The 20,760-nt window shown below is 72.9% G+C and carries 19 protein-coding genes; 11 read left to right on the forward strand and 8 right to left on the reverse strand.

Annotated elements, in window-relative coordinates; translation table 11 throughout:
- The first annotated feature begins 105 nt into the window (after positions 1–105).
- From msrA to F7P10_RS24515, 5 genes are all read left to right on the forward strand, one after another.
- The gene (gene msrA / locus F7P10_RS24495; protein ID WP_151012594.1) at positions 106–762 is read left to right on the forward strand and encodes a peptide-methionine (S)-S-oxide reductase MsrA; all 657 of its coding nucleotides are present in this window, start codon (positions 106–108) and stop codon (positions 760–762) included.
- Positions 763–807: 45 nt separating this feature from the next.
- On the forward strand, positions 808–1,119 hold the full coding sequence (locus F7P10_RS24500) for a hypothetical protein (RefSeq protein WP_151012596.1): 312 nt from the start codon (positions 808–810) through the stop codon (positions 1,117–1,119).
- A complete protein-coding gene (locus F7P10_RS24505; RefSeq protein ID WP_151012598.1) occupies positions 1,095–1,511 on the forward strand; it encodes a PIN domain-containing protein in 417 nt (138 codons plus the stop codon). The genes F7P10_RS24500 and F7P10_RS24505 overlap by 25 nt, the downstream gene beginning before the upstream one ends.
- A 107-nt stretch (positions 1,512–1,618) precedes the next feature.
- Positions 1,619–2,095: a hypothetical protein gene (locus tag F7P10_RS24510; RefSeq protein WP_151012600.1), complete on the forward strand. Its 477-nt coding sequence runs from the start codon at positions 1,619–1,621 to the stop codon at positions 2,093–2,095.
- A gap of 5 nt (positions 2,096–2,100) precedes the next feature.
- Positions 2,101–2,610, forward strand: coding sequence for a flavoprotein (locus F7P10_RS24515; protein ID WP_254715995.1), 510 nt, complete (start codon positions 2,101–2,103; stop codon positions 2,608–2,610).
- A gap of 139 nt (positions 2,611–2,749) precedes the next feature.
- Here F7P10_RS24515 and F7P10_RS24520 read toward each other — a convergent pair whose 3' ends face one another.
- A complete protein-coding gene (locus tag F7P10_RS24520) occupies positions 2,750–3,361 on the reverse strand; it encodes a TetR/AcrR family transcriptional regulator (RefSeq protein WP_254715996.1) in 612 nt (203 codons plus the stop codon).
- A gap of 69 nt (positions 3,362–3,430) precedes the next feature.
- On the opposite strand from F7P10_RS24520, the gene F7P10_RS24525 reads away from it, so the two are divergent.
- Complete coding sequence (locus tag F7P10_RS24525) at positions 3,431–4,270, forward strand: SDR family oxidoreductase (protein ID WP_151012603.1); 840 nt, start codon at positions 3,431–3,433, stop codon at positions 4,268–4,270.
- An 87-nt stretch (positions 4,271–4,357) separates the two neighbouring features.
- Here the strand turns inward: F7P10_RS24525 and F7P10_RS24530 are convergent, their stop codons facing one another.
- Positions 4,358–5,032 (reverse strand): hypothetical protein, encoded by a 675-nt coding sequence (locus F7P10_RS24530; protein ID WP_151012605.1) that lies wholly within the window; start codon positions 5,030–5,032, stop codon positions 4,358–4,360.
- Positions 5,033–5,188: 156 nt separating this feature from the next.
- Between F7P10_RS24530 and F7P10_RS24535 the strand changes: the two genes are divergently transcribed.
- Together F7P10_RS24535 and F7P10_RS24540 are read left to right on the forward strand one after the other, a co-directional pair.
- Positions 5,189–6,328, forward strand: coding sequence for a sensor histidine kinase (locus F7P10_RS24535; RefSeq protein WP_176611640.1), 1,140 nt, complete (start codon positions 5,189–5,191; stop codon positions 6,326–6,328).
- Entirely contained in the window at positions 6,325–6,972 is a 648-nt protein-coding gene (locus tag F7P10_RS24540; protein WP_176611641.1) for a response regulator transcription factor, read from the forward strand. Before F7P10_RS24535 ends, F7P10_RS24540 begins: the two co-directional genes overlap by 4 nt.
- Here the strand turns inward: F7P10_RS24540 and F7P10_RS24545 are convergent.
- From F7P10_RS24545 to F7P10_RS24560, 3 genes are all read right to left on the reverse strand, one after another.
- Positions 6,948–7,601 (reverse strand): TetR/AcrR family transcriptional regulator, encoded by a 654-nt coding sequence (locus F7P10_RS24545; protein WP_176611642.1) that lies wholly within the window; start codon positions 7,599–7,601, stop codon positions 6,948–6,950. The two genes, F7P10_RS24540 and F7P10_RS24545, sit on opposite strands and share 25 nt — an antisense overlap.
- Before the next feature lie 87 nt (positions 7,602–7,688).
- Positions 7,689–11,108, reverse strand: a complete 3,420-nt coding sequence (locus F7P10_RS24550) for a carboxyl transferase domain-containing protein (RefSeq protein ID WP_254715997.1) — start codon at positions 11,106–11,108, stop codon at positions 7,689–7,691.
- A 359-nt stretch (positions 11,109–11,467) separates the two neighbouring features.
- Positions 11,468–12,220 carry an esterase family protein gene (locus tag F7P10_RS24560; RefSeq protein WP_151012611.1) on the reverse strand — a complete coding sequence of 251 codons (753 nt, stop codon included), beginning with the start codon at positions 12,218–12,220 and terminating at the stop codon, positions 11,468–11,470.
- Between the two features lie 198 nt (positions 12,221–12,418).
- On the opposite strand from F7P10_RS24560, the gene F7P10_RS24565 reads away from it, so the two are divergent.
- Positions 12,419–12,730: a hypothetical protein gene (locus F7P10_RS24565; protein WP_151012613.1), complete on the forward strand. Its 312-nt coding sequence runs from the start codon at positions 12,419–12,421 to the stop codon at positions 12,728–12,730.
- A gap of 372 nt (positions 12,731–13,102) precedes the next feature.
- Here the strand turns inward: F7P10_RS24565 and F7P10_RS24570 are convergent, their stop codons facing one another.
- From F7P10_RS24570 to F7P10_RS24580, 3 genes are all read right to left on the reverse strand, one after another.
- A complete protein-coding gene (locus F7P10_RS24570) occupies positions 13,103–13,930 on the reverse strand; it encodes an ABC transporter permease (RefSeq protein WP_151012615.1) in 828 nt (275 codons plus the stop codon).
- Positions 13,927–16,392 carry an alpha/beta fold hydrolase gene (locus F7P10_RS24575; RefSeq protein ID WP_151012617.1) on the reverse strand — a complete coding sequence of 822 codons (2,466 nt, stop codon included), beginning with the start codon at positions 16,390–16,392 and terminating at the stop codon, positions 13,927–13,929. The genes F7P10_RS24570 and F7P10_RS24575 overlap by 4 nt, the downstream gene beginning before the upstream one ends.
- A 138-nt stretch (positions 16,393–16,530) precedes the next feature.
- Positions 16,531–17,157 (reverse strand): TetR/AcrR family transcriptional regulator, encoded by a 627-nt coding sequence (locus F7P10_RS24580; protein ID WP_151012619.1) that lies wholly within the window; start codon positions 17,155–17,157, stop codon positions 16,531–16,533.
- An 87-nt stretch (positions 17,158–17,244) separates the two neighbouring features.
- Between F7P10_RS24580 and F7P10_RS45125 the strand changes: the two genes are divergently transcribed.
- On the forward strand, positions 17,245–19,860 hold the full coding sequence (locus tag F7P10_RS45125; RefSeq protein ID WP_176611643.1) for an MFS transporter: 2,616 nt from the start codon (positions 17,245–17,247) through the stop codon (positions 19,858–19,860).
- A 47-nt stretch (positions 19,861–19,907) separates the two neighbouring features.
- On the forward strand, positions 19,908–20,735 hold the full coding sequence (locus F7P10_RS24590) for a YceI family protein (RefSeq protein WP_151012623.1): 828 nt from the start codon (positions 19,908–19,910) through the stop codon (positions 20,733–20,735).
- The last annotated feature ends 25 nt before the right edge of the window (positions 20,736–20,760 follow it).

The following is a 20,760-nucleotide window of genomic DNA, read 5'->3' on the forward strand; positions in this document are numbered from 1 at the left end:
ACGAAACTCCTCGGATCGGAATGTGACGCCCGGCACTTTAGCCGCTCCCGCGAATCCGCTCCAGAGGGGCCCATGACGTCCGGTCCGAAGAGCTAACCTGAAGACATGTTCGGCCTAGCCAAGACCCAGATGGTCTCCCCGGAGAAGGCGCTGCCCGGTCGGGACGAGCCCATCCCGGTGCCGCCGCGCCACGACGTCCTGGACGCCCCGCTCGCGCCGCCCTACCCGGACGGCGTCGAGATCGCCGAGTTCGCCCTCGGCTGCTTCTGGGGCGCCGAACGCAAGTTCTGGCAGACCCCCGGCGTCGTCTCCACCGCCGTCGGCTACGAGGGCGGCTACACGCCCAACCCCACCTACGAAGAGGTCTGCAGTGGCCTGACCGGCCACACCGAGACCGTCCGCGTCGTCTACGACCCGTCCCGGGTCACCTTCACCGACCTCCTGCGCGTCTTCTGGGAGGCCCACGACCCGACCCAGGGCATGCGCCAGGGCAACGACGTCGGCACCCAGTACCGCTCCGCGATCTTCCACCGCGACGACGCCCAGCGCGAGGCCGCCGAAGCCTCCCGCGACGCGTACCAGAACGTCCTCACGTCCGCCGGCTACGGCCCCATCACCACGCAGATCACGGGTGCCGGCGACTTCTACTTCGCCGAGGACTACCACCAGCAGTACCTCTCGGACAATAAGAACCCCAACGGCTACTGCGGCATCGCCGGAACCGGCCTGTCCTGCCCGGTAGGCGTGGCTCCGGCCGAGTAGCAGAGACCGCCCTCGGTTTGCTACTTGAGGTAGTAAACTGAGGGCGTGGCTGCGGAGGAGAAGGAGTTCGGCCTGGGCGAAGGCCCGGCCGTGAAGGCGAGCGTCTCGCTGCGAGCCGGAAACATTCGCGCTGTCCGTGAACGGGTGGGGAGCCGTGGCTTCTCCGCCTACGTCGATGCCGCCGTCGAGCGCCAGATAGAGCGTGACCTGCTCGAAGAGGCGCTGCAGGCCAATGAGAACGCTTCCGGGCCGATTCCGCAGGTGCTGCGCGATGAAGCCGCAGATCTCTTCCGTGCCGTCAAGGCCGCACCCGAGCTCCAGGAGGGTGCCGAGTGGGCCGGTCACGAAGCAGGCTGAGCGCGGGCACGCTCGTCCTCGACTGCGAAGGACTGGTCAAGTGGTGCCAAGCCGATCGACGCGTCACGGCTCTGGTCCGCGAAGCTCACGACAACGACTTCCGTGTAGTGATCAGTGCGCTCACTCCAGTAGAAGCCCAGGACGTTCGGACCAAGCCGGACAGGCTTCGCTGGTATCTCTCCAGGCTCCGCATCGAACCGGTCACCGAAGAGATCAGTACGGCGGCCATCGACCTGCTTCGTGCTCACCGGCTTCACGGGCACAAGTACGCCATCGACGCGGTAGTCGCCGCCACCGCACTCCAGGCTCCGAAGCCCGCGGTCCTTCTGACGTCCGATGAGGACGACATGACGACCCTCTGCGGGAAGTCCATCAAGGTGGTCGCCGTATGACTCGGTCAGCTGGCTCCAGGGTCGGCGGGTGCCGGTGCGGTCCGTAGGAGGCGGTTCGGACTTCGACACAGGGCGCGAGCGCCGGCGATGGATGGGGGTCTCCCCTCGTGGTGACTGAAGGCCGGACGAGAAGGGGCGAGACGGCACGGCTGGTCCGGGGGCTCACCGTCGAGGATCGGCAGGCGATCGCGGTTCTCGACCTGCAGAGGCTGGCGCGGGAGAACGCCGGGCGCGCGGTCCAGCTGTCCGAGCCCATCTACAGCGTCGTGAAGTGCCTGCGCCTCTGGGAGAACCTGATCTCTCGGATGGAGGCCGGTTGGCGCCGCCAGGACTACTACATGGTGTACGAGTACATGAACGTCCTCACCGTCAGGGACGAGATCGAGGAGTTCCTCGACGCGATGCCGCCGGGGACGCGCGCCAAGGCCGGCTGGTGTGCGGGGCGGCTCGACGCGCGCTACCGGGACGTCACCCACGAGGACGGCGGCGCGGAGTTGTCGAAGTACTGGCGCCCGCTGGCCGAGGGGCGGGAGATCCGCTGGTGGTGGACCCGGTGCCCTGACGAACTGCCGCCCGGCTGGTGAGGCTCGTGACCTCGGCGAGAGTTCTCTACGCGTTCGTGTGCGGGACGCCCGCGGCGTCCGGCATCGGGGCGCTCGTGGGGCCGGCGCAGGACGCGGGCTGGCATGTCCGGGTGATCGCGACCCCGATGGGGGCCCGGTTCCTGGACGTCGACCGGCTCGCCGAGCTGACCGGCGGGCCGGTGCGGACCGACTTCCGGGCCCCGCACGAGACGTCCAACGGGCTGCCCCCGGCCGACGCCGTCGTGGTCGCTCCGGCCACGTTCAACACGATCAACAAGTGGGCTCTCGGCATCACGGACACGGTGGCGGTCGGGATGCTCTGCGAGCTCGCGGGCATGGGGATGCCGATGCTGGCGGTCCCGCAGGTCAAACCCGAACTGGCCGCACACGTGGCGTTCCGGCGGAGCCTGGAGGATCTGCGTTCGATGGGGGTCCGCATGCTCTTCGATCCGCAAGCGGACATGCCGGGCTGGGAAGAGATCCTCGTGGAGTTGCACGGCATGCTGGACGGCTGACTCCGAGGCTGGACGGTCGACGCCCGCCACCGGGGCGGCGGTCGCTTCGGGCCGGCGGTCGCTTCGGGGCGGCGGTCGCGCCTCGGGTTCGGGATGGTCCGTGTCCCCGGGGACGGATCGTCCGCGAGCACCTCGGGTCTCACCGGCTCCCGCCGTCCGGGGCGGACGGCGCGGTGGGGAGGGCGTCGAGCCAACCGGCCAGCCGGGCGCCCTCGCGGGTCATGACGTCCGGGTCGCGCAGGGCGTTGGCCAGGAGGGACATGCCCTGGTAGCCGGCGACGAGGGTGACGGAGAGCCCGCCGGGGTCGGGCAGCCCCAGTTCGCGGAACTGGTGCTCGACCCAGCCGAGAAGGACGCGGACGACCTTCGCGGCCTCGAGGTCGAGCCCGCCTTCGGGGCGTTTGTCGAGTTCGGCGGCCAGGGTGCCGGTGGGGCAGCCGTAGCGGGCCGCGACGTCGCGTTGACCGACCCAGGCGTCGATCAGGCCCTTCAGACGGTCCAGAGGGTCGGGGAGCCTGTCCAGTTCGTCCGTGAGCCGGGTCAGGTGGACGGTGTGCTCGTGCAGGGCGGCCTGGACGAGGTCGTCCTTGGTCTTGAAGTAGTAGTACACGTTCCCGGTCGGGACGTCGGCGGCCCTGGCGATGTCGGCGATGGTGGTGCGCTCGACGCCCTGCTCGTGCAGCACGCGCGCGGCGGCGGCCGTCAGGCGGCGGCGCTTGGCGGTGCCCCGCGACATCGTTGAGTCGGTCACCCGACTCACTTTAGCCGGAACCGTGTGCTACGGTCCCGAGTTAGTTAGCCAACTCACTTAGGAGTCGACATGATCGTGGTGACCGGAGCGACCGGGAACGTCGGAGGGACCGTGGTGCGCCTGCTGACCGAGGCGGGCGAGAAGGTGACCGCCGTGTCGCGGCACATCGGCGAGGCGCCGGACGGGGCCGTGGCGGTGCGGGCCGACCTCGCCGACGCCGGGAGCCTGCGGCCGGCGCTGGACGGTGCCGACGCGGTGTTCCTCTGCCCGGCCGGCGACCTGCTGGCCGGGGCCGGGAGCCCGGACGGGCTCGTCCAGGTGATCGAGGCGGCGGGCGTGCGGCGCGTCGTGCTGCTGTCCTCGCAGGCGTCGAGGACCAGGCCGCGCGCGGTCTCGCACGCCCGGCTGCGCGAGTTCGAGGGCGCCCTCATGGGGTCCGGGCTGAACTGGACGATCCTGCGGCCGGGCGGGTTCGCGTCCAACACGCTCGCCCACGTCCCGTCGGTCCGCGCGGACCGGACGGTCGCCGCGCCGTTCGGCGACGTGGGGCTGCCGCTCGTCGACCCGGCCGACATCGCCGAGGTCGCGGCGGTGGCGCTGCGGGACGAGCGGCACGACGGGCGCACGTACGTGCTGACCGGACCGGCGCCGGTCAGCCCGCGCGAGCAGGCCGCGGCGATCGGCGCCGCCATCGGGGCCGAGCTGCACTTCACGGAGCTGACCCGCGCGCAGGCCATGGCCCGGTTCACGCGGGTGATGCCCGAGCCCGTGGCCGACGGCACCCTCGACATCATGGGGGCGCCGACCGGCGCGGAACTGGCGATCAGCCCGGACGTCGAGGAGGTCCTCGGCCTGGCGCCGCGCTCCTTCGCCGCGTGGGCCGAGCGCAACGCCGACGCCTTCCGCTGAGCGGGCCGCCGATCCGCCCGCCTCGCGCACACCTTCGCGGCGCCGCGATGGCGGGCCGGGCGGCCCTCTCCACGGTGGTCGCCGGGGTCAGCCGAGGGACGCGACGTAGGCGAGGCCCGCGAGGACGGCCGTGAGGGCGGCGGCGCGGGCGAGGGAGCGGGACGAGGGGCGCGGGGCGTCCAGGAGGGTGCGGACGCCGAGGGGGACGAGCGCGGCGGCGAGCCCGGTGGTGGCGGCGACCGACAGCGGGGTGGTGCCCTTGAGGACGCCGAGGGGCAGGGCGGCCGCGAGCGCCAGGGCGAGCGCGCGGGGCGCGCCGAGCACGCCGGCCCGGTGGGCGCCGAGGGCGAGCAGCGGCCAGCCGAGCATGATCGCGAACGACGCGTAGTGGAAGATGTGGAAGCCGGTGTAGGAGTCGCGGACGGCGGCGGTCGCGGCGGCGCGTCCCTGCACGTCGACGAGCTGGAACGCCAGGTGGTCGATGCCCGCGTGGAACGTCCGGGCGAACAGGCCGACGATCGTCAGGGAACCGCCGAGCGCGGCCGTCCGGTTGAGGCCGGCCAGGTGCAGGACGGCCGGGCACAGGACGACCGTGCCCGCGGCGAACGCGCTGTAGGAGGCGGTGACGAGGATCGGGTGGCCGTCGTACGCGGCGAGCTGGTCGGGAAAGAAGAACGGGAAGCGCGCGCGCAGCAGGACCCCGGTCAGGAGCAGGACGGGCCCGGCGATCAGGGATGCGGCGGTGAAGTGCGTCTTCGTCATGCCCCAACCGTCGTGGTTTCGTGCCGACGGCGAATCGGCCCGCTGTGGACGATCGCGATGTCGTCCCAGGGGGACGGTGTCGAGCGTTCGTCCTCCTTGGGGATGATCCACGGTGGTCTGATGTGCGAGGCCGGGCGTGCGGATACCGTTCGGCGCGTGGAAGGCCGCCGTGGATTCGCGCTCGATCTGGTCACCGCGTTCGTCGTGGTGGTCGTGAACGTGTTCGTGGCCGGGAACCTCCTCAAGGACCGGGACGACTTCACGCCGTGGTTCCTGGGGTCGGTGTTCGTGGCCCTTGGCCTCGGGTGCGCGCTCTGTGTGCGTCGTCGATGGCCCCTGGGGGCGCTGTACGTCGCTTTGGGGCTGTCCGGAGCCGCCACCGTCGCGGGGCTGCTGTGGGAGCCGTTCGTGGTGGTCGCGTTCGTCCTTTACCTGGTCGCCGTGCAGGGTGGGTCGAGGCGTGCCTTGGTGTGGTGCTGCGGTGTCGCCCTTGTTTCGACCGTGCTGGGACAGGCCGTCCGTCCTCGGTGGGAGTGGCCGTTCGCGGCCGGGTGGACCCTGGTGGGTGTCGGACTCTGCACGGCGATGTGGGCGATCGGACGGCTCGTCCGGGCGCGCAGGCGCAACGCCGAACTGCTCGAACGGCAGCGCGAGCACCAGATCGTCACGGACGAACGGCTGCGCATCGCCCGCGAGATGCACGACGTGGTCACGCACGGCATGGGGCTCATCGCGGTCAAGTCCGGCATCGCGAACCACATCGCGGCCGAGCGGCCCGCGGAGGCGCGGGAGGCGCTGCGGGTCATCGAGGCCACCAGCCGCGAGGCGCTCGGCGAGATGCGCAGGCTGCTGGGGGTGCTGCGAGACGGCGCGGAACCGCCCCCGCCCGGACTCGCCGGGCTCGCGGACATCGCCGAACGGGTCCGCGCGGCGGGCGTCCGGGTGGAGCTGTCACTGAAGTGCCCGGACGGCCTGCCGGACGGTGTCGGGCTCGCCGTGCACCGGATCGTCCAGGAGGCGGTGACGAACGTCGTCAAGCACGCGGCGCCCGCGCGGTGCGAGGTCCGCGTCCGCGACGATCGGGGCGTGGTGCGGATCGAGGTGGTGGACGACGGCTCCGGTGGGCGCGGCGGGGGCGGGGGGCACGGCCTGGTGGGGATGCGGGAGCGCGTCGCCGTGTACGGCGGCCGGTTCATGGCGGGGCCGCTGCCCGGCGGCGGCTTCCGGGTGGTCGCGACGCTGCCCTACGGGGCGGACGCGCCGCCCCGCGAGCCCGCCCCGGGGACGGACGCGTGACGGTGCGGGTGCTGGTCGCCGACGACCAGGCGCTGCTGCGCGGCAGCTTCCGCGCGCTGATCGAGACCGCGCCGGGCCTGTCGGCCGTGGGGGAGGCGGCGGACGGTGCCGAGGCGGTGCGGCGCGTCCGCGAGCTGCGGCCCGACGTCGTCCTGATGGACGTCCGGATGCCCGGCATGGACGGGATCGAGGCGACCCGCCGGATACGGACCGAGAGTGAGGTCCGTGTCCTGATTCTGACGATGTTCGACCTCGACGCCTACGTGTTCGCGGCGCTGCGCGCGGGGGCGAGCGGGTTCCTGCTCAAGGACGTCCCGCCCGCCGACCTGCTCGCGGCCGTGCGCGTCGTCGCGTCCGGGGAGGGGCTGCTCGCGCCCACCGTGACCAGGCGGCTGATCGAGGAGTTCGCGCGGCGCCCGGAGCCGGGACGGGCGCCGGTGCGCGGGCTGGACGGCGTCACCGCACGGGAGCGCGAGGTGCTCACGCTGGTCGGGCGCGGCCTGTCGAACGGTGAGATCGCCGACCACTTGCACCTGAGCCTGGCGACGGTCAAGACCTACGTGGGGCGTCTCCTGGCGAAACTGCATGCGCGGGACAGGGCGCAGCTGGTCATCGTCGCCTACGAGTCGGGCCTGGTTCCGTGATGCGAACCCCCTGGATGTTCGGGGATGCCCAGTAGACGCAGGTACATCGACGTCAGGTGGTCGACCGTCTCGTCGTAGCCGGAGGGGTTCGCCGCAACGTGGTGGGCGAACCGGGTGAAGATGCCGTAGGCGGCTTCGGCGATGACGCGGGGCGGGGCCGCGGGACGCGCCCGCCCCTGGACGGTCAGGCGCTCGATGTACCGGGACGTCCGGTGCATCGGCCGTTCGCGTATCTCGCTCCAGATCGCGTGGATGGCCGGGTCCGCGAGGGCCTGGTGCTCGATGACCGTCATCAGTTCGAGGTTGTCGGTGCAGGCCCGCAGGAAGGCCGCGCTGGACTCGCGGGCCAGCTCGTACGGGTCGTCCGCGTTCACGCCGGGGAGTTCGTGGGCGGCGAGGAAGGCGTCCCGGACGCGCAGGGCCACGGCCCCGAAGACGTCGGCCTTGGAGGCGAAGTAGATGTAGAACGCGGCGCGGGAGACCTCGGCCTCCCGCGTGATGTCGGCGATCGTGGTCCGGGCGTAGCCGAGGCGGCCGAAGACCCGGGCGGCGCAGTCGAGGAGCAGGGAGCGGGTCTCGCTGTCCCTGCCTTCGCGGACGGTGCGGGCCGCCCAGGGTGTCTTGGCCATGGCGATCCAGCGTATGCACCGGCCGCCGGCTCGGCGACGATCGCCTGCCGGAGCCGGTGATCCTCCTCCCGGTCGGTGGCACCGCGGTCAGGGACGGTTGCCGAACGACGGGCGTCCGGTCAGTTCGGGCAGCAGCCGGTAGGCGTCGCGGACCCAGTCGCACAGCAGCGCGCGGCTGTCGCGGGGGTCGATGAGGTCCTGGACGCCGAAGCGCTCGGCCGTCCGGAACGGCGAGGTGATCGCGGCGAGCTGCGCCCGGAGCCGTTCGAGCTCGCGTTCGGGGTCCGCGGCGTTCCGCAGGTGCGCGCGGAACGCCGCCTCGACGCCGCCCTGCACGGGCAGCGAACCCCAGTCGCCGGACGGCCACGCCCAGCTCCGTCCGGGCCGGTGCCGGTTCACGATCCCGGCCCCGCCCACGCCGTACACGCGCCGCAGGATCAGCTCCGCCTGCGGAACCCTGGCCTGGTACACGGCGGCGATGGCGCGCGCGCCGTGCCGGATGGTCGCGCGTCGCTCGGCGGACGACCCGATCGTCATCCCGGCCTGGTCGGTGAGGCTCACGACGGGCAGGTGGAACGTCTCGCACAGGTCCACCAGGCGGGTGACGGCCTGCGCGCCCTCGACCGACATCGTGGCGCCCCGGAACGGGTCGGCGGCGATCACGCCGACCGGGTGGCCGTCCAGCCGCGCCAGCGCCGTCACCGTCGCGCCCCCGTACTCGGCGTACCGGAACACCGAACCCGCGTCGAACACGGCGTCCAGGATGGGATCGATGCGGTACGGCGCGCGCGGGTCGCGGGGGACGGCCGTCAGCAGGTCGTCGGCGCGGCGGTCGGCCGGGTCGGTGCCGGGGGAGACCGGCGGGAGCTCGAACACGCTGCCCGGCAGGTACGACAGGAACCGCCGGACGACGTCGAAGGCGTCCTCTTCGGTGCCCACGAAGCGCTCGATCGCGCCGTTGCCCCGGTGGATCCCGGCGCCGCCCAGCTCCTCCTTGGTGAGGTCCTCGCCGGTGCCGCCGCGCACCACCGGCGGCCCCGCCGTGAAGAGCTGCCCGATCCCTTCCACCATGACCGACAGGTGCGACATGACGAGCCGGGCCGCGCCGAGCCCCACCGTCGGCCCGAGGCACGCCGCGACCACCGGGACCAGCGACATGTTGTCCACGACCGCGTCCCACGCCGGATTCACCGGCACGTACGTGAACCCCGCCTCCGTCGCCATCTTCACGCTGCCGCCGCCGCTCGCGCCGTCCAGCAGCCGCACCACCGGCAGCCGCATCTCCCGCGCGTACTCCTCGGCGTACACCTGCTTCGCGTGGATCGCCGCGTCCCCCGAGCCGCCCCGGACGGTGAAGTCGTCGGCCCCCAGCACGACCTTGCGGCCGTCGATCCGCGCCGTCCCGGCGACGAAGTTCGCGGGCAGCAGCGACGTGAGGCGCCCGTCGCCGTCATGCTCGGCGAAGCCGGTGAGCGAGCCGATCTCGGCGAAGCTGCCGGGGTCCGCGAGCAGGCCGATGCGTTCCCGGACCGTCAGCCGGCCGGACGCGTGCTGCCGTGCGACCTTCTCCGGACCGCCCATGCGCCGGGCGAGCTCCCGGCGCCGGTGGATCTCCTCGACCTCGGCGGCCCAGCCGTCGTCGGCCGCCTCCCGCTCCGCCGCCGCCGTGCCGGTCACGTCGGCGGGCTCGACGTAGAACAGCGGCGCGCCCTCGTCGACCAGATCACCCTTCGCCGGTACGACCTTCCGGACGATCCCGCCCGAACCCGCTCGGACCACGTGCTCCATCTTCATGGCCTCGAGGACCATCAGCCGGGTCCCGGGCGCGACGCGATCGCCCTCGGACGCCTCCAGCGCCACGACCGTGCCCTGCATCGGCGCGACGACCGCGTCCGTCCCCTCGGGTGCCTCCGGCTCCGTGGCCTCGGGCGCGTCCGGTTCCGTGGCCTCCGGTGCCGTTGTCGTGCTCTCCTCGGCGGGCCGTTTCTCGGGCTCGAAGTAAAGGCGCCGGTGATCGCCCCCGAGGAGTTCGTTCAGGTTGTCGGTGACGAACGTGGTGGTCCAGTTCCCTGCCGCGATGTCCGGATGCCGTAGGAGGTTCTGCAGGAGGGGGATGTTGGTCGGCACCCCTTCGACATGGAACTCGCCCAGCGCCGCGTAGGCCCGAGCCAGAGCCGCCTCGAACGTGCTCCCACGCGCGATGACCTTCGCGATGAGCGAGTCGTATCGCGTGCTCGTCCGGTATCCGGGGTAACCGTACGTGTCGACCCGCACGCCCGGTCCCGTCGGTGGGACGAACGCCGACAGCGTCCCCGCGCGCGGGCGCGGCGCCCCGTCGCCGGTGCCGCCGCTGTTGGCGTCGAGCGTCTCCAGGTTTACGCGGACCTGCACGGCGAAGCCGTCTGGGGCGGGTGCATGGTCGAGCCTGGTTGCTGTTGGGGTGTGGCCGGTTGCTGCCGGGGCGAGGCTGGTTGCTGCCGGGGTGTGGCCGGGCGTTGTTGGATCGAGGTCGGTTGCTGTTGGGGTGAGGTCGGTTTCTGTGGGGGTGAGGCCGAGTTCTTGCAGGGACGCACCCTCCGCGAGTCGGATCTGTGCTTGCACCAGATCGACGCCCGTGACCTCTTCGGTCACCGTGTGCTCGACCTGGAGGCGCGGGTTCGCCTCGATGAACCAGAACTCGTCGCCCTGCACGAGGAACTCGAACGTCCCGAGGCCCCCGTACCGGACTTCCCCCGCCATCCGGAGGGCCGCCTCCAGCAGCCGGTCGCGAACGTCCTCGGGCAGCCCGGGGCTCGGTGCGATCTCGACGAGCTTCTGATGCCTGCGTTGCACACTGCAGTCCCGGTCCCACAGGTGCCGGACCGTCGAACCGTCCCCGGCTATCTGCACCTCGACGTGCCGGGCCGACGTCTGCAGCCGTTCGAGGTAGAGGCCCCCGTTGCCGAACGCCTGCAGGGCCTCCGAACGGCACCGCTCGAACGCCTCGTCCAGCTCGTCCGGATTCACGACGGCCCGCATCCCGCGGCCGCCGCCCCCCGCGAGCGCCTTCAGCATCACGGGACCGTGCTCCGCCGCGAACGCCCGCGCCTCCGCGAGCGTCGCCGCCGTCCGCGTCCCCGGTATCACCGGCACCCCGAGCCTCGTCGCCAGCTCTCTCGCACGGGACTTGTCGCCGAACAGTTCGAGCAGTTCCGGGCGCGGACCGATGAACGTGAGCCCCGCCTCCGCGCACCGCCGGGCGAACCCCGCGTTCTCGCTGAGGAACCCGTATCCCGGATGGACGGCGTCGCAGCCGGTCTCCCGCGCGGCATCGACGAGCCGGTCGATGTCCAGGTACGCCGCGACGCCCTCGCCGGGAAGCTCGTGCGCCCGATCGGCGATCCGCGTGTGCAGCGAGCCCGCGTCGTCCTGGGGGTGCACGGCGACCGACCGCACCCCGACCTGGGCGGCGGCGCGCATGATCCGGACTGCGATCTCTCCCCGGTTGGCCACCAAGATCCCGTGCATACCGCCCCTCACCTGCGCGTTGACATTGACGTCAACGCGATCATCCGCCGCGTGCACCGCTCTTGGCAAGTGTGCGCGGATACACGATGGAGCGGCGCCGACTGTGCGGGACGCCCACGAACCCCGCCCGACCCCACCGCCGTCCCCTCGCCTTCGGACGGCCGCCTTCGGACGGCCGCCGTCGGGCACGCCATGGCGCGACTCGTCCACGCGGCGGGGCGCGACTACGAGGACGTCGCGATCCATGCTCCCGACCATCGCACCTCCCCTCGGGGGAGACGCAAGTGCGCGGACGTGCCTTCCGCAGGGGCGGCCGTCCGCGGTGCCCGGATGGGGTGCGCCTCCCAGGGAAACGTGCGTCAAGCCAGGTGAGAGCCCAGGAACGCCAGTTGGCGGGGAAGCATCCTCCGGCGGAACGCCGCGTCGTGACAGCCGGAATGGATGCCGCCCTCCGGATGACCGCCCGCATCGCGCACGGTGGCGAGGAGTTCCTCGGTCGGTCCGGCGAAGGAGTCATGGCTACCGCACCCGGCCCACACCGGGATCCCGGCCAGCCGCCGCCCGTACGCCCGTGCCTCGGCGTCGCCGATCGCCGGAGAGGTCGCCACCACCGCGGCCACCGGACCGCCGCCGTGCTCGGCCGCCAGCCGCAGCGCCCCGGCCCCGCCCATCGACCAGCCGAGCAGGCCGACACGCCCGATGTCCAGCCGTTGGGCTGCCAGGAACGGGAGCAGACCGTCCATGACGACACCATCACGGAACCATCGGTCCACGGACGCCACGGCGAAGGGCGGCGCGCCGCTGCGCACCGCGTCGGCCAGATATCGCTGGATCGCGTACTTGTCGAAGGGCGTGCGCGCGTCCCCGCCGCCGCCGTGCAGCAGCACCGTGACCGGCAGAGGTGCCCCGAGCTCCGCACCGGGCGGTCGGCCGATCACGACGCGCGCGGACTCGCCGCCCGTGCGCAGGGAATGCTCCCGGACGGGCCCCGGGCGTACCGGCGGCGGGGCGGGCAGATCGCCGCACAGTCCCATGGTCCGCGCGGCCCGTTCGCGGCCGGGGAGCGCACCCGCTCCCACCAGGGCCGCGAGGCCGCCTCCGGATGCCACCACCAGACCTCCGGCGGTCAGGAACCGTCGCCGTGATACGCCGCCCATCCCCTGTGACCCCCTCCCGAACCGTGCCGAAAGTAGATCACTCTGGTGAGTTCGGCGCTGGAGAACGCCTGACTGCGGCGGGGCCCGTTCCCCGTGACCGATGTGGCGCCGCGCGGGATTGTGAGCTTTGGAGGGGGCGGGGAGAATGATCGGATGGGTCTGGGTCTGGCACCTCACACGATCGTCCTCATCGTCGCCACCGCACTCGCCGTCGTCGGCGGGCTCCTCTACGCCATGAGGCAGGAGCAGGCCGACCGGCGGGCACTGGAGCGGGTTTCCGCCGAAGTGGGGCGGATGGAACTTCCCGAGATACGGCGGCTGGTCCGGCAGGGGCTCGTGGCGCCGAATCCGCAGTTCTGGCATGTGCTCGAGGACGGCCTGGTCCGCTTCCGTCCGGGGGACCGGGACGAGGAAGTCCAGCGGCAGCGGCTGCTGCAGGAGGTCCGGATGCGGCTGATGCCGTGAGATCGGCGGGTTTACGGGGAAAAGAAAGGGCCTCCCGGATAGGGAGGCCCTTTGATCTTTCGAAAGTCCATCAGTACGGCAGGAGGCGGCCGGAAGGCGTCCTGAGGTCGGGCTGGCTCGGTTGACGTGGAGGCTTGGGGCGTTTGATGAGCTGCTGCCGTGCCATAGTGATCATCTCCCCCGTAGGGCCGGCTTTAACCCGCCCATCGAGCTGATGCCGCATTCACCCCGTACGACGCCTACGGCGTGTGCGAGGTTCGGTGAGTGTATGCGACCACCTCTGCCCCTTCGACCGATTTTGTGGAAGTGACGGGGCGGAGAGTGATTTTCTGACAGCGGTACGTAATTTACGTGTGGCCGGACTTGGTCAGTTCAGGAGACGATGTCGCGGTTGCGGAAGCGGCGGAATGCGAGAGCGAACAGGACGAGGGCGTAGGACACCGAGATCGCCGCGCCCTTCGCCATGCCGGTCCATTCGACGTCCGGCTGGAGCGCGTCCATCCACGCGTACATCCAGTGCGTCGGCAGGAAGTCGCGCAGCGAGCCGAGGGCGGTGACCGCGTCGAGGATGTTGCTGACGATGACGAGGCCGACGGCGCCGCCGACCGCGCCGAGCGGGGAGTCGGTCGTGACCGAGAGCAGGAAGGCGAGGGCGGCCACCACGAGCTGGGCGACCAGGGAGTACCCGGCGATGATCGCCATGCGCTGGAGGGCGGTTCCCACCGGGACGGTGCCGCCCGTGGGGAGTTCGACGTCGCCCCAGCCGAACGCGACCGTTCCCGCGACCAGCGACATGAGGGGCAGGGAGAGGACGGCGACGACCGCGTAGCCGAGGGCGACGATCAGCTTCTGCCGCAGGAGCCGGTCACGGGGGACGGGCGCGGCGAGCAGGTAGCGCAGGGAGGACCAGCCGGCCTCGCTCGCCACCGTGTCGCCGCAGAACAGCGCGACCGCGACGACGAGCAGGAACCCGGTCGAGACGAACAGGGCGAAGAGGGCGAAGTTCAGCGCGCTCGAGGTCGCGACGTCCACCAGGCTCGGGACGCTGTCCGGTCCGGGATCGCCACCGATCTTGAAGGCGGCCACGAGCACCCAGGGAAGGAGGAGGAGAACGGCGAACGCGAACAGCGTCCGGCGGCGGCGGAACTGCCGGACGGTCTCGACGCGCAGCGGCAGCGTCCGCCTGACCTGGTACGTCACGAGCCCTCCCCGATGAGTTCGAGGAACGCGTCCTCGAGCCGGCGGCCGGTTCCGACGATCTCGGCGACGGGCCCGGCGGTGACGCGCCGTCCGCCCGCCATGACGACCGCGTGCGTGCAGGTCTGCTCGACCTCGGCGAGGAGGTGGCTGGACACGATCACGGTGCGGCCCGCCTCGGCGTAGCGGACGAGGACCTCGCGCATCTCGCGGATCTGCGGCGGGTCGAGGCCGTTGGTGGGCTCGTCGAGCACGAGGAGGTCGGGCAGGCCGAGCATGGCCTGCGCGATCGCGAGCCGCTGCCGCATGCCCTGCGAGTAGGTGCGGACGGCGCGGTCGAGGGCGGGCCCGAGGGCGGCGATCTCCAGCGCCTCGTCCATGTGCGCCTCGGCGCGCGGCCGCCCGGTGGCGCGCCAGTACAGGTCGAGGTTGTCGCGGCCGGACAGGTGCGGCAGGAAGCCGGGGCCCTCGACGAACGAGCCGAGCCGGGCCAGGACGGGCGCGCCGGGGGTGACGCGCCGCCCGAAGATGCGGATCTCGCCCGCGTCCGGATGGATGAGGCCCATCAGCATCCGGAGCGTGGTCGTCTTTCCCGCGCCGTTGGGCCCGAGCAGGCCGAGGACCTGCCCCTTCTCGACCCGGAAGGAGAGGTCGGCGACGGCCAGATGCCCGTTCGCGTACGCCTTCGTCAGCCCGGTGATCTCCAGCGGGACGTCGCCGTCCCCGGAGTCGGCGGGCGCGCGGCGGCGGACCAGCAGCCCGGCGGCGACGGCCAGGGCGGCCAGGGGCAGGGCCCAAACCCACGCGGGGAGCGGGGCGGACGCGGCGGAGAGTGCCGGGACGGTCGGGACGGTCAGCGGCGAGACGGCTCGGACCTCGAAGGAGGCGGCCTCGGGCGGTGTGGCGAACCCCATGTCGGTGGTGGAGACGACCAGTCGCAGCCGGTGGCCCCGGTCGAACCGGTGGTCCATCGCGGGCAGCGTGACCGTGGCCTCCCCGCCGTCCGCGGCGCGGAACGGTGCGGCGAGGCGGCGGGCCGGGGTCGCGCGCCCGTCCGGTCCGACGTCGTAGAGCTTGGCGAACAGCGGCACGTCGTCGCCCCCGCCGACCCGGAGCCGGACGGTCGCGGCGCCTGTGAGCCGCACGGGACGGTCCAGCGGCGCGGTGTCGAACGTCGCGGACTGGCCGGGCGGGTCGGTGAGCCCGCCGCCGCCGAGCGCGCCGAGGTCGAGCCCGCCGCCGAGCGAGCCGATCCCCGGCAGCGCGGAGATGCCGGCCGGGACGCCGCCCGCCGGGCGGTGGACCGTCTGCTCGCGGCCGGTCAGCGCCAGCGCGCGCGGGGCGCTCGCGAGCCCCGGGTAGCCGGGCGCGGTGGCCTCCTCGACGACGACGTCCCCGGTGGACGAGTCGAGCCCGCCCGACCGCGTCACCGTGAAGCCGGGGAGGTCGGCCGGTGCGCCCTTCAGGTGGGCGTCGAAGAAGTCGCCGACCAGGCCCCGGACGCGTTCGGTCTCCTCCGGGCCGCCGTCGTGGCCGCCCCGGTACCAGACGACCGAGACGGGCGCGCCGTTGCGGGCGACGGCGCGGGCGTTGGCGTCGGCGTGCGGCAGCGGGAACAGCGAGTCGGACTGTCCCTGGACGAGCAGCGTGGGGACGTCGATGCGGTCGGCGACCGCCGCGGGGCTGGAGCGCCGCAGCGTCGCGATGGCCTCGCCCGTGGGCCGTCCGGTCTCGGCCACGTCCTGGAACATCTCGCACAGGGACGGCAGGAACCGGCCGCAGGCCGTCCCGCCCGCGCCGCTGGCGAAGAAGATCCCGGCCCACAGTTCCTTGTAGACGCCGTTCGCGGGGCCCTCGCCGGACGCGTCGGGGAACAGCGCCTCGTCGAGTGCGTGCCAGGTGATCCGCGGGGCGATGGCGTCGATCCGCCGGTCGTACGCGGCGGTGAGCAGGGAGATCGCGCCGCCGTAGGACGGTCCGGCCATGCCCAGGCGCGGGTCGCCGGGGCCGTCGAGGCGGACCTCGGGACGGGACGCGAGCCAGTCGACGAGCTGCCGGGCGTCCTTGACCTCGTAGTCGGGGGAGTTGAGGGCGATCTCCCCGGTCGACTCGCCGAAGCCGCGCGCGGACCACGTCAGGACCGCGTACCCGTCCGCGGCGAGCGCGCGCGCCTCGCCCGCCGTTTCCCGCTTGCTGCCGCCGAAACCGTGCGCGAGCATGATCGCCGGGACCTTTCCGGCGTTCTCGGGCGTGTAGAACGAGACGTCGAGCGAGACGCGCCGGTCGTCCTCGGGTCCGTCCATGACGGCGATGCGCCGCTCCAGGACGCGCACGCCCGGTTCGGTGTCGGCGATGCCCCAGACCGTGCCCGCGCCCGCGATCAGGACCGCGGCCCCGGCCGCCGACCACCGCGCGCCCCGCCCCGTCCGTTTCCAGCGGTCGCGGAGCCGTCCCCCCAGCCTCATGGCAGCACCCTATGGGCGCCGGGCCGCCGCACGCTCCGCCCGGCGGCCGATCCGCGCTGCGCCCGCCGCGGTACGCGCCGCGCGGCCCCTACGCCTCGCGGACGAACGCGGGCGTCACGGGGCGGCGGGCGCGCGACGTCAGGGGGCGAGGGCGGCGGAGAACATGGTGGTGAGGCGCTCGGTGAGTTCGTCGGGGTCGGCCTCGCGGAGATCGTTGAGGCCGAAGAGCCTCCGGACGGGCCCGCCGCCCATGAGGATCGTGGACGCGAGCAGCGCGCGCGCACGCGGGTTGGGGCCGTCCAGCTGGGCGACCATCGGCTCGACGATGGAGTCCTCGAGGTAGCGCAGCAGGCTCTGCTTCACCTCGGGATGCCCGGCGGAGCGGTCGAGCAGCCGGGACACCGAGGTCGTCGAGCGGTGCTCGACCTGGTGGGCGAAATACTCGGCGAGCCGGCGGGGGAGGTCCTCGGGGCCGCCCGCGATGACGCCGCGCAGCACGGACTCGCCGGACAGGACCTCGGCGAACAGGTCGGCCTTCGAGCCGAAGTAGCGGTGGACGAGCGCGGTGTTCGCGTCCGCCTCGGCGGCGATCATCCGGATGGTGACGCCGCCGTAGCCGTGCTCGCCGAACAGGTCGCGGGCCGCGTCCAGGATGCGCTGCCGGGTGGCCTCCCGGTCGCGCTTGCGGACGGGCGGCCGCGCCTCGCCGCCGGTCCCGGGGTCGGTCCCGGTGCCCGGCGGGCCATCGACCTGTATCGCCTCCATCACATCAGTATCCCTCGAGTTGCAAGTAAACATGCGTCTACATAAGATACATGCTAAGCACAGGTAATTGAGTTCGATGGGGGCAGAGTGGCTCGAGGGAGCGCGGCTACGGCCGAACCTGAGCAAGAGATCCCGCAGTACACGCACCGTCAGGTCCTGAAGATCCTCTCCGGCCTGATGATGGCGATGCTGACCGCGATGATCTCGACATCGGTCATCAGCACCGCGCTGCCGACGATCGTCGGCGACCTCGGCGGGCAGGACAAGCTGGCCTGGGTGGCCAGCGCCGCGCTGCTGACGATGACCGCCTCGACGCCGCTGTGGGGCAAGCTGTCGGACGTCTTCGGCCGCAAGCTCGTGTTCCAGAGCGCGCTGCTCATCTTCGTCCTCGCCTCGGTGGGCGCGGGCATGTCGCAGAACATCGGCCAGCTCATCGTCGCGCGCGGGCTGCAGGGCCTCGGCGTCGGCGGCCTGTCCGCGCTGGCGCAGGTCATCCTCGGGGACGTCGTCGAGCCGCGGCAGCGCGGCCGGTACGCCGGCTACATGGGCGCGGTGTTCGGGGTCGCGACGGTCGCCGGGCCGCTGCTCGGCGGGTTCATCGTGGACGCCGGCGCCCTCGGCTGGCGCTGGTGCTTCTACGTGTGCGTCCCGCTGGCGATCGTGGCGTTCGTCGTGATCCAGAAGGTCCTGAAGCTGCCGAAGCGGCGGAACGACACGACGATCGACGTCTTCGGCGGCATCACCATCACCGCGGCCGCCGCGACGCTGATGTTCCTGCTGTCCATGGGCGGCGACCAGTTCGCCTGGAACTCCACGTGGACCTACGTCCTGGCCGGCGCCACGGTCGTGCTGACCGCACTCGCCGTCGTCGCCGAGCGGGTCGCGCGCGACCCGATCCTGCCGCCCCGCCTCTTCCGCGACCGGACGTTCGTGCTGGCGAGCATCGGGCTGCTGTGCATGGCCGTCGCCATGTTCGGCGCGATGATCTACATGCCGCAGTACCTGCAGATCGTCAAGGGGATGAGCCCGACCGCCTCCGGGCTGATGACGCTGCCGCTCGTCATCGGCATGCTGATCACCTCGACCCTCTCCGGGCAGCTCGTCACCCGCACCGGCCGGTACAAGGTCTTCCCGGTGGCCGGGATGCTGTTCGTGACCGGCGCGCTGCTCCTGCTGTCGCGCCTGCACGTCGACTCGTCCCGGTTCCAGATCGGCCTCGGGCTCGCGCTGCTCGGCATCGGGCTCGGGCTCACCCTGCAGATCCTGATCCTGGCCGCGCAGAACGCCGCCGCCCGCGCCGACCTGGCCTCGACCACCTCGGGGCTGTCGTTCTTCCGCAACCTCGGCGGCGCGATGGGCGTCGCCGCGTTCGGGTCGATCCTCACCAACCGGCTCGGCGACGAGATGGCCGAGGGCGCGCGCACCGCGGGCGTCCCGCTGCCGTCCGGCGGCGGCGGGCTCGGCTCGCCCGACCAGATCGCCGCGCTGCCCGAACCGATCAAGCACATCGTGCTGACGGCGTTCAACAACGCGGTCGAGACCGTGTTCCTCGTCGGTGTCCCGGTCGCGGTCGTCGGGTTCCTCGTGGTGCTCGGGCTCAAGGAGCTGCCGCTGCGCGGCTCCGGCGGCCCGGTCGCCGTCGCGCCCACCGCCGCCGGGGGCCCGCAGGACGGCGCGACCGTCACGGACGCCGTCCGTCCGGTGGCGCCGGCCCCGGCGGGACGGCACGAGCGGACGGACGGACCGCCGCGCGACGACCACGAACTCGTGGGCGCGGGCGCGGTCCCCCAGGGGAGCGCGGTGTCCGTCAACGAGATGTCGCACAACGCGTTCGGCCCGCCGTCCGGTGACGGCGCCCCCCGCTCCGCCGGAGCGGACACGAGCGGCACCGGCGCGGCCGGGGCGCCCGTCGCGGCGCCCCGGGCCGACGGCGCCCGGCCCGGCGGCGTGCCGGTCCGGGGCGTGGTCCGGACGTCCGAGGGCGCGCCCGTCCCGTCCGCCGCGCTCACGCTGATCGGCGTGGACGGCCACCAGCTGGCGCGCGCGCTGACCCTCGGCGACGGACGGTACGCGCTGCCGACCCCCGGACCCGGCACGTACGTGCTGATCGCGGCGACCGGGGAGCACGAGCCGCAGGCCGCGACGCTCGTCGTCAGCGACAAGCCGGTGGAGTTCGACCTTCTCCTGGCGGGCAGCGGGGGCCTCGCGGGGACGGTCCGCGGCGCCGACGGCCTCGCGGTGCCGAACGCGATGGTCGTCGTCACCGACGTGCGCGGCGAGGTCGTCGGCACCGGACGGACCGGCCCGGACGGGCGGTACTCGTTCGGCGACGTCGTGTCCGGCACGTACACGCTCGCCGTGAGCGCCGCCGCGCACCGCCCGGTCGCGCTGCCGGTCGAGGTCGGCGGCAGCGGGCAGACCGCGCAGGACGTCGAGATGCCGCCCGGTGCGCGGGTGCGCGGGACCGTCCGCACCGAGGCGGGCGAGCCCGTCGCGGACGCCCGCGTCACGATCGTCGACGCCGCCGGCAACGTCGTCGCCATGATGATCACCGGGCCGGACGGGGAGTACGCGTTCGCCGACCTGACCGGCGGGCAGTACACCGTGATCGCGTCCGGCTACCCCCCGGTCGCCACCGGGCTGTCGCTGTCGGGCGACGGGCGCGACGAGCACGACCTGAAGCTCGGCTACCCGCAAGAGTGACCGACACCGCCCGGACGGACCGGGACGAACGAGCACGAGGCTGGTCAATGGACGAGAGTCGGGGTCTGCGCGGCACGGTGCGGACGAAGGACGGCTGGGCGGTGCGGCACGCGATCGTCACCGTCACGGACCTGGCCGGGAACCAGGTGGCGCGCGAGCGGACCGGCGAGGACGGCGTCCTGGCCGCCGGCCCGCTGCCCGCCGGCACCTACACGGCGATCGTGACGGCGATGGGCTTCCAGCCCGCCGCCGCCACGCTGATCGTCACCGGTGCGGGCGTCGCCGACATCGGCGCGGTCGCGCTGGCGCGGGCGGGCGGCGCCGAGCTGCCGCCGCCCGGCCCGTGGACGATCGACCCGGCCCATTCGAGCGTCGGCGCCGTCGCGCAGCACCTCGGCCTCTCCAGCGTCCGCGGCCGGTTCGGCGCCTTCGCGGGACGCGTCGAGATCGCCGAGCCCGTCGAGGCGTCCCGCGTCGCCGCCCGCATCGACGCGGCGTCCATCGACACCGGCAACAAGCTGCGCGACGACCACCTGCGGTCCGCCGACTTCCTCGACGCCGACGAGCACCCGGTCATCGAGTACACCGGCGACCGCGTCACCGCCGCGGGCCCCGACCGCTGGACCGTCCACGGCCGGCTCACGCTCAACGGCCGCACGCGGCCGGTCGACCTCGACCTCGCCTACCTCGGGACGGGCGCCGACCCGTGGGGCGGCGTCCGGGCGGCCTTCCGTGCGACCGCCGAACTCCGCCGCCGCGACTTCGGCATCCGCTACAACGAGCTGCTGGAGGCGGGCGTCGCGATGGTCGGCGAGAGCCTCCGCGTCGAGCTGGAGATCCAGGCCGTCCAGGGCACCGAACTCCCGCAGGTCTAGCCGGGGCCGGCCGTCCTCGGGCCGC

This window comes from Actinomadura sp. WMMB 499 (assembly GCF_008824145.1).
Lineage (GTDB): Bacteria > Actinomycetota > Actinomycetes > Streptosporangiales > Streptosporangiaceae > Spirillospora.

Bases quoted from the DNA above. Each gene is read 5' to 3' on its own strand.
- msrA (WP_151012594.1), top strand. From the start codon at position 106: ATGTTCGGCCTAGCCAAGACCCAGATGGTCTCCCCGGAGAAGGCGCTG.
- F7P10_RS24525 (WP_151012603.1), top strand. From the start codon at position 3,431: ATGATCGTGGTGACCGGAGCGACCGGGAACGTCGGAGGGACCGTGGTG.
- F7P10_RS24530 (WP_151012605.1), bottom strand. From the start codon at position 5,032: ATGACGAAGACGCACTTCACCGCCGCATCCCTGATCGCCGGGCCCGTC.
- F7P10_RS24545 (WP_176611642.1), bottom strand. From the start codon at position 7,601: ATGGCCAAGACACCCTGGGCGGCCCGCACCGTCCGCGAAGGCAGGGAC.
- F7P10_RS24550 (WP_254715997.1), bottom strand. From the start codon at position 11,108: ATGCACGGGATCTTGGTGGCCAACCGGGGAGAGATCGCAGTCCGGATC.
- F7P10_RS24565 (WP_151012613.1), top strand. From the start codon at position 12,419: ATGGGTCTGGGTCTGGCACCTCACACGATCGTCCTCATCGTCGCCACC.
- F7P10_RS24575 (WP_151012617.1), bottom strand. From the start codon at position 16,392: ATGAGGCTGGGGGGACGGCTCCGCGACCGCTGGAAACGGACGGGGCGG.
- F7P10_RS24580 (WP_151012619.1), bottom strand. From the start codon at position 17,157: ATGGAGGCGATACAGGTCGATGGCCCGCCGGGCACCGGGACCGACCCC.
- F7P10_RS24590 (WP_151012623.1), top strand. From the start codon at position 19,908: ATGGACGAGAGTCGGGGTCTGCGCGGCACGGTGCGGACGAAGGACGGC.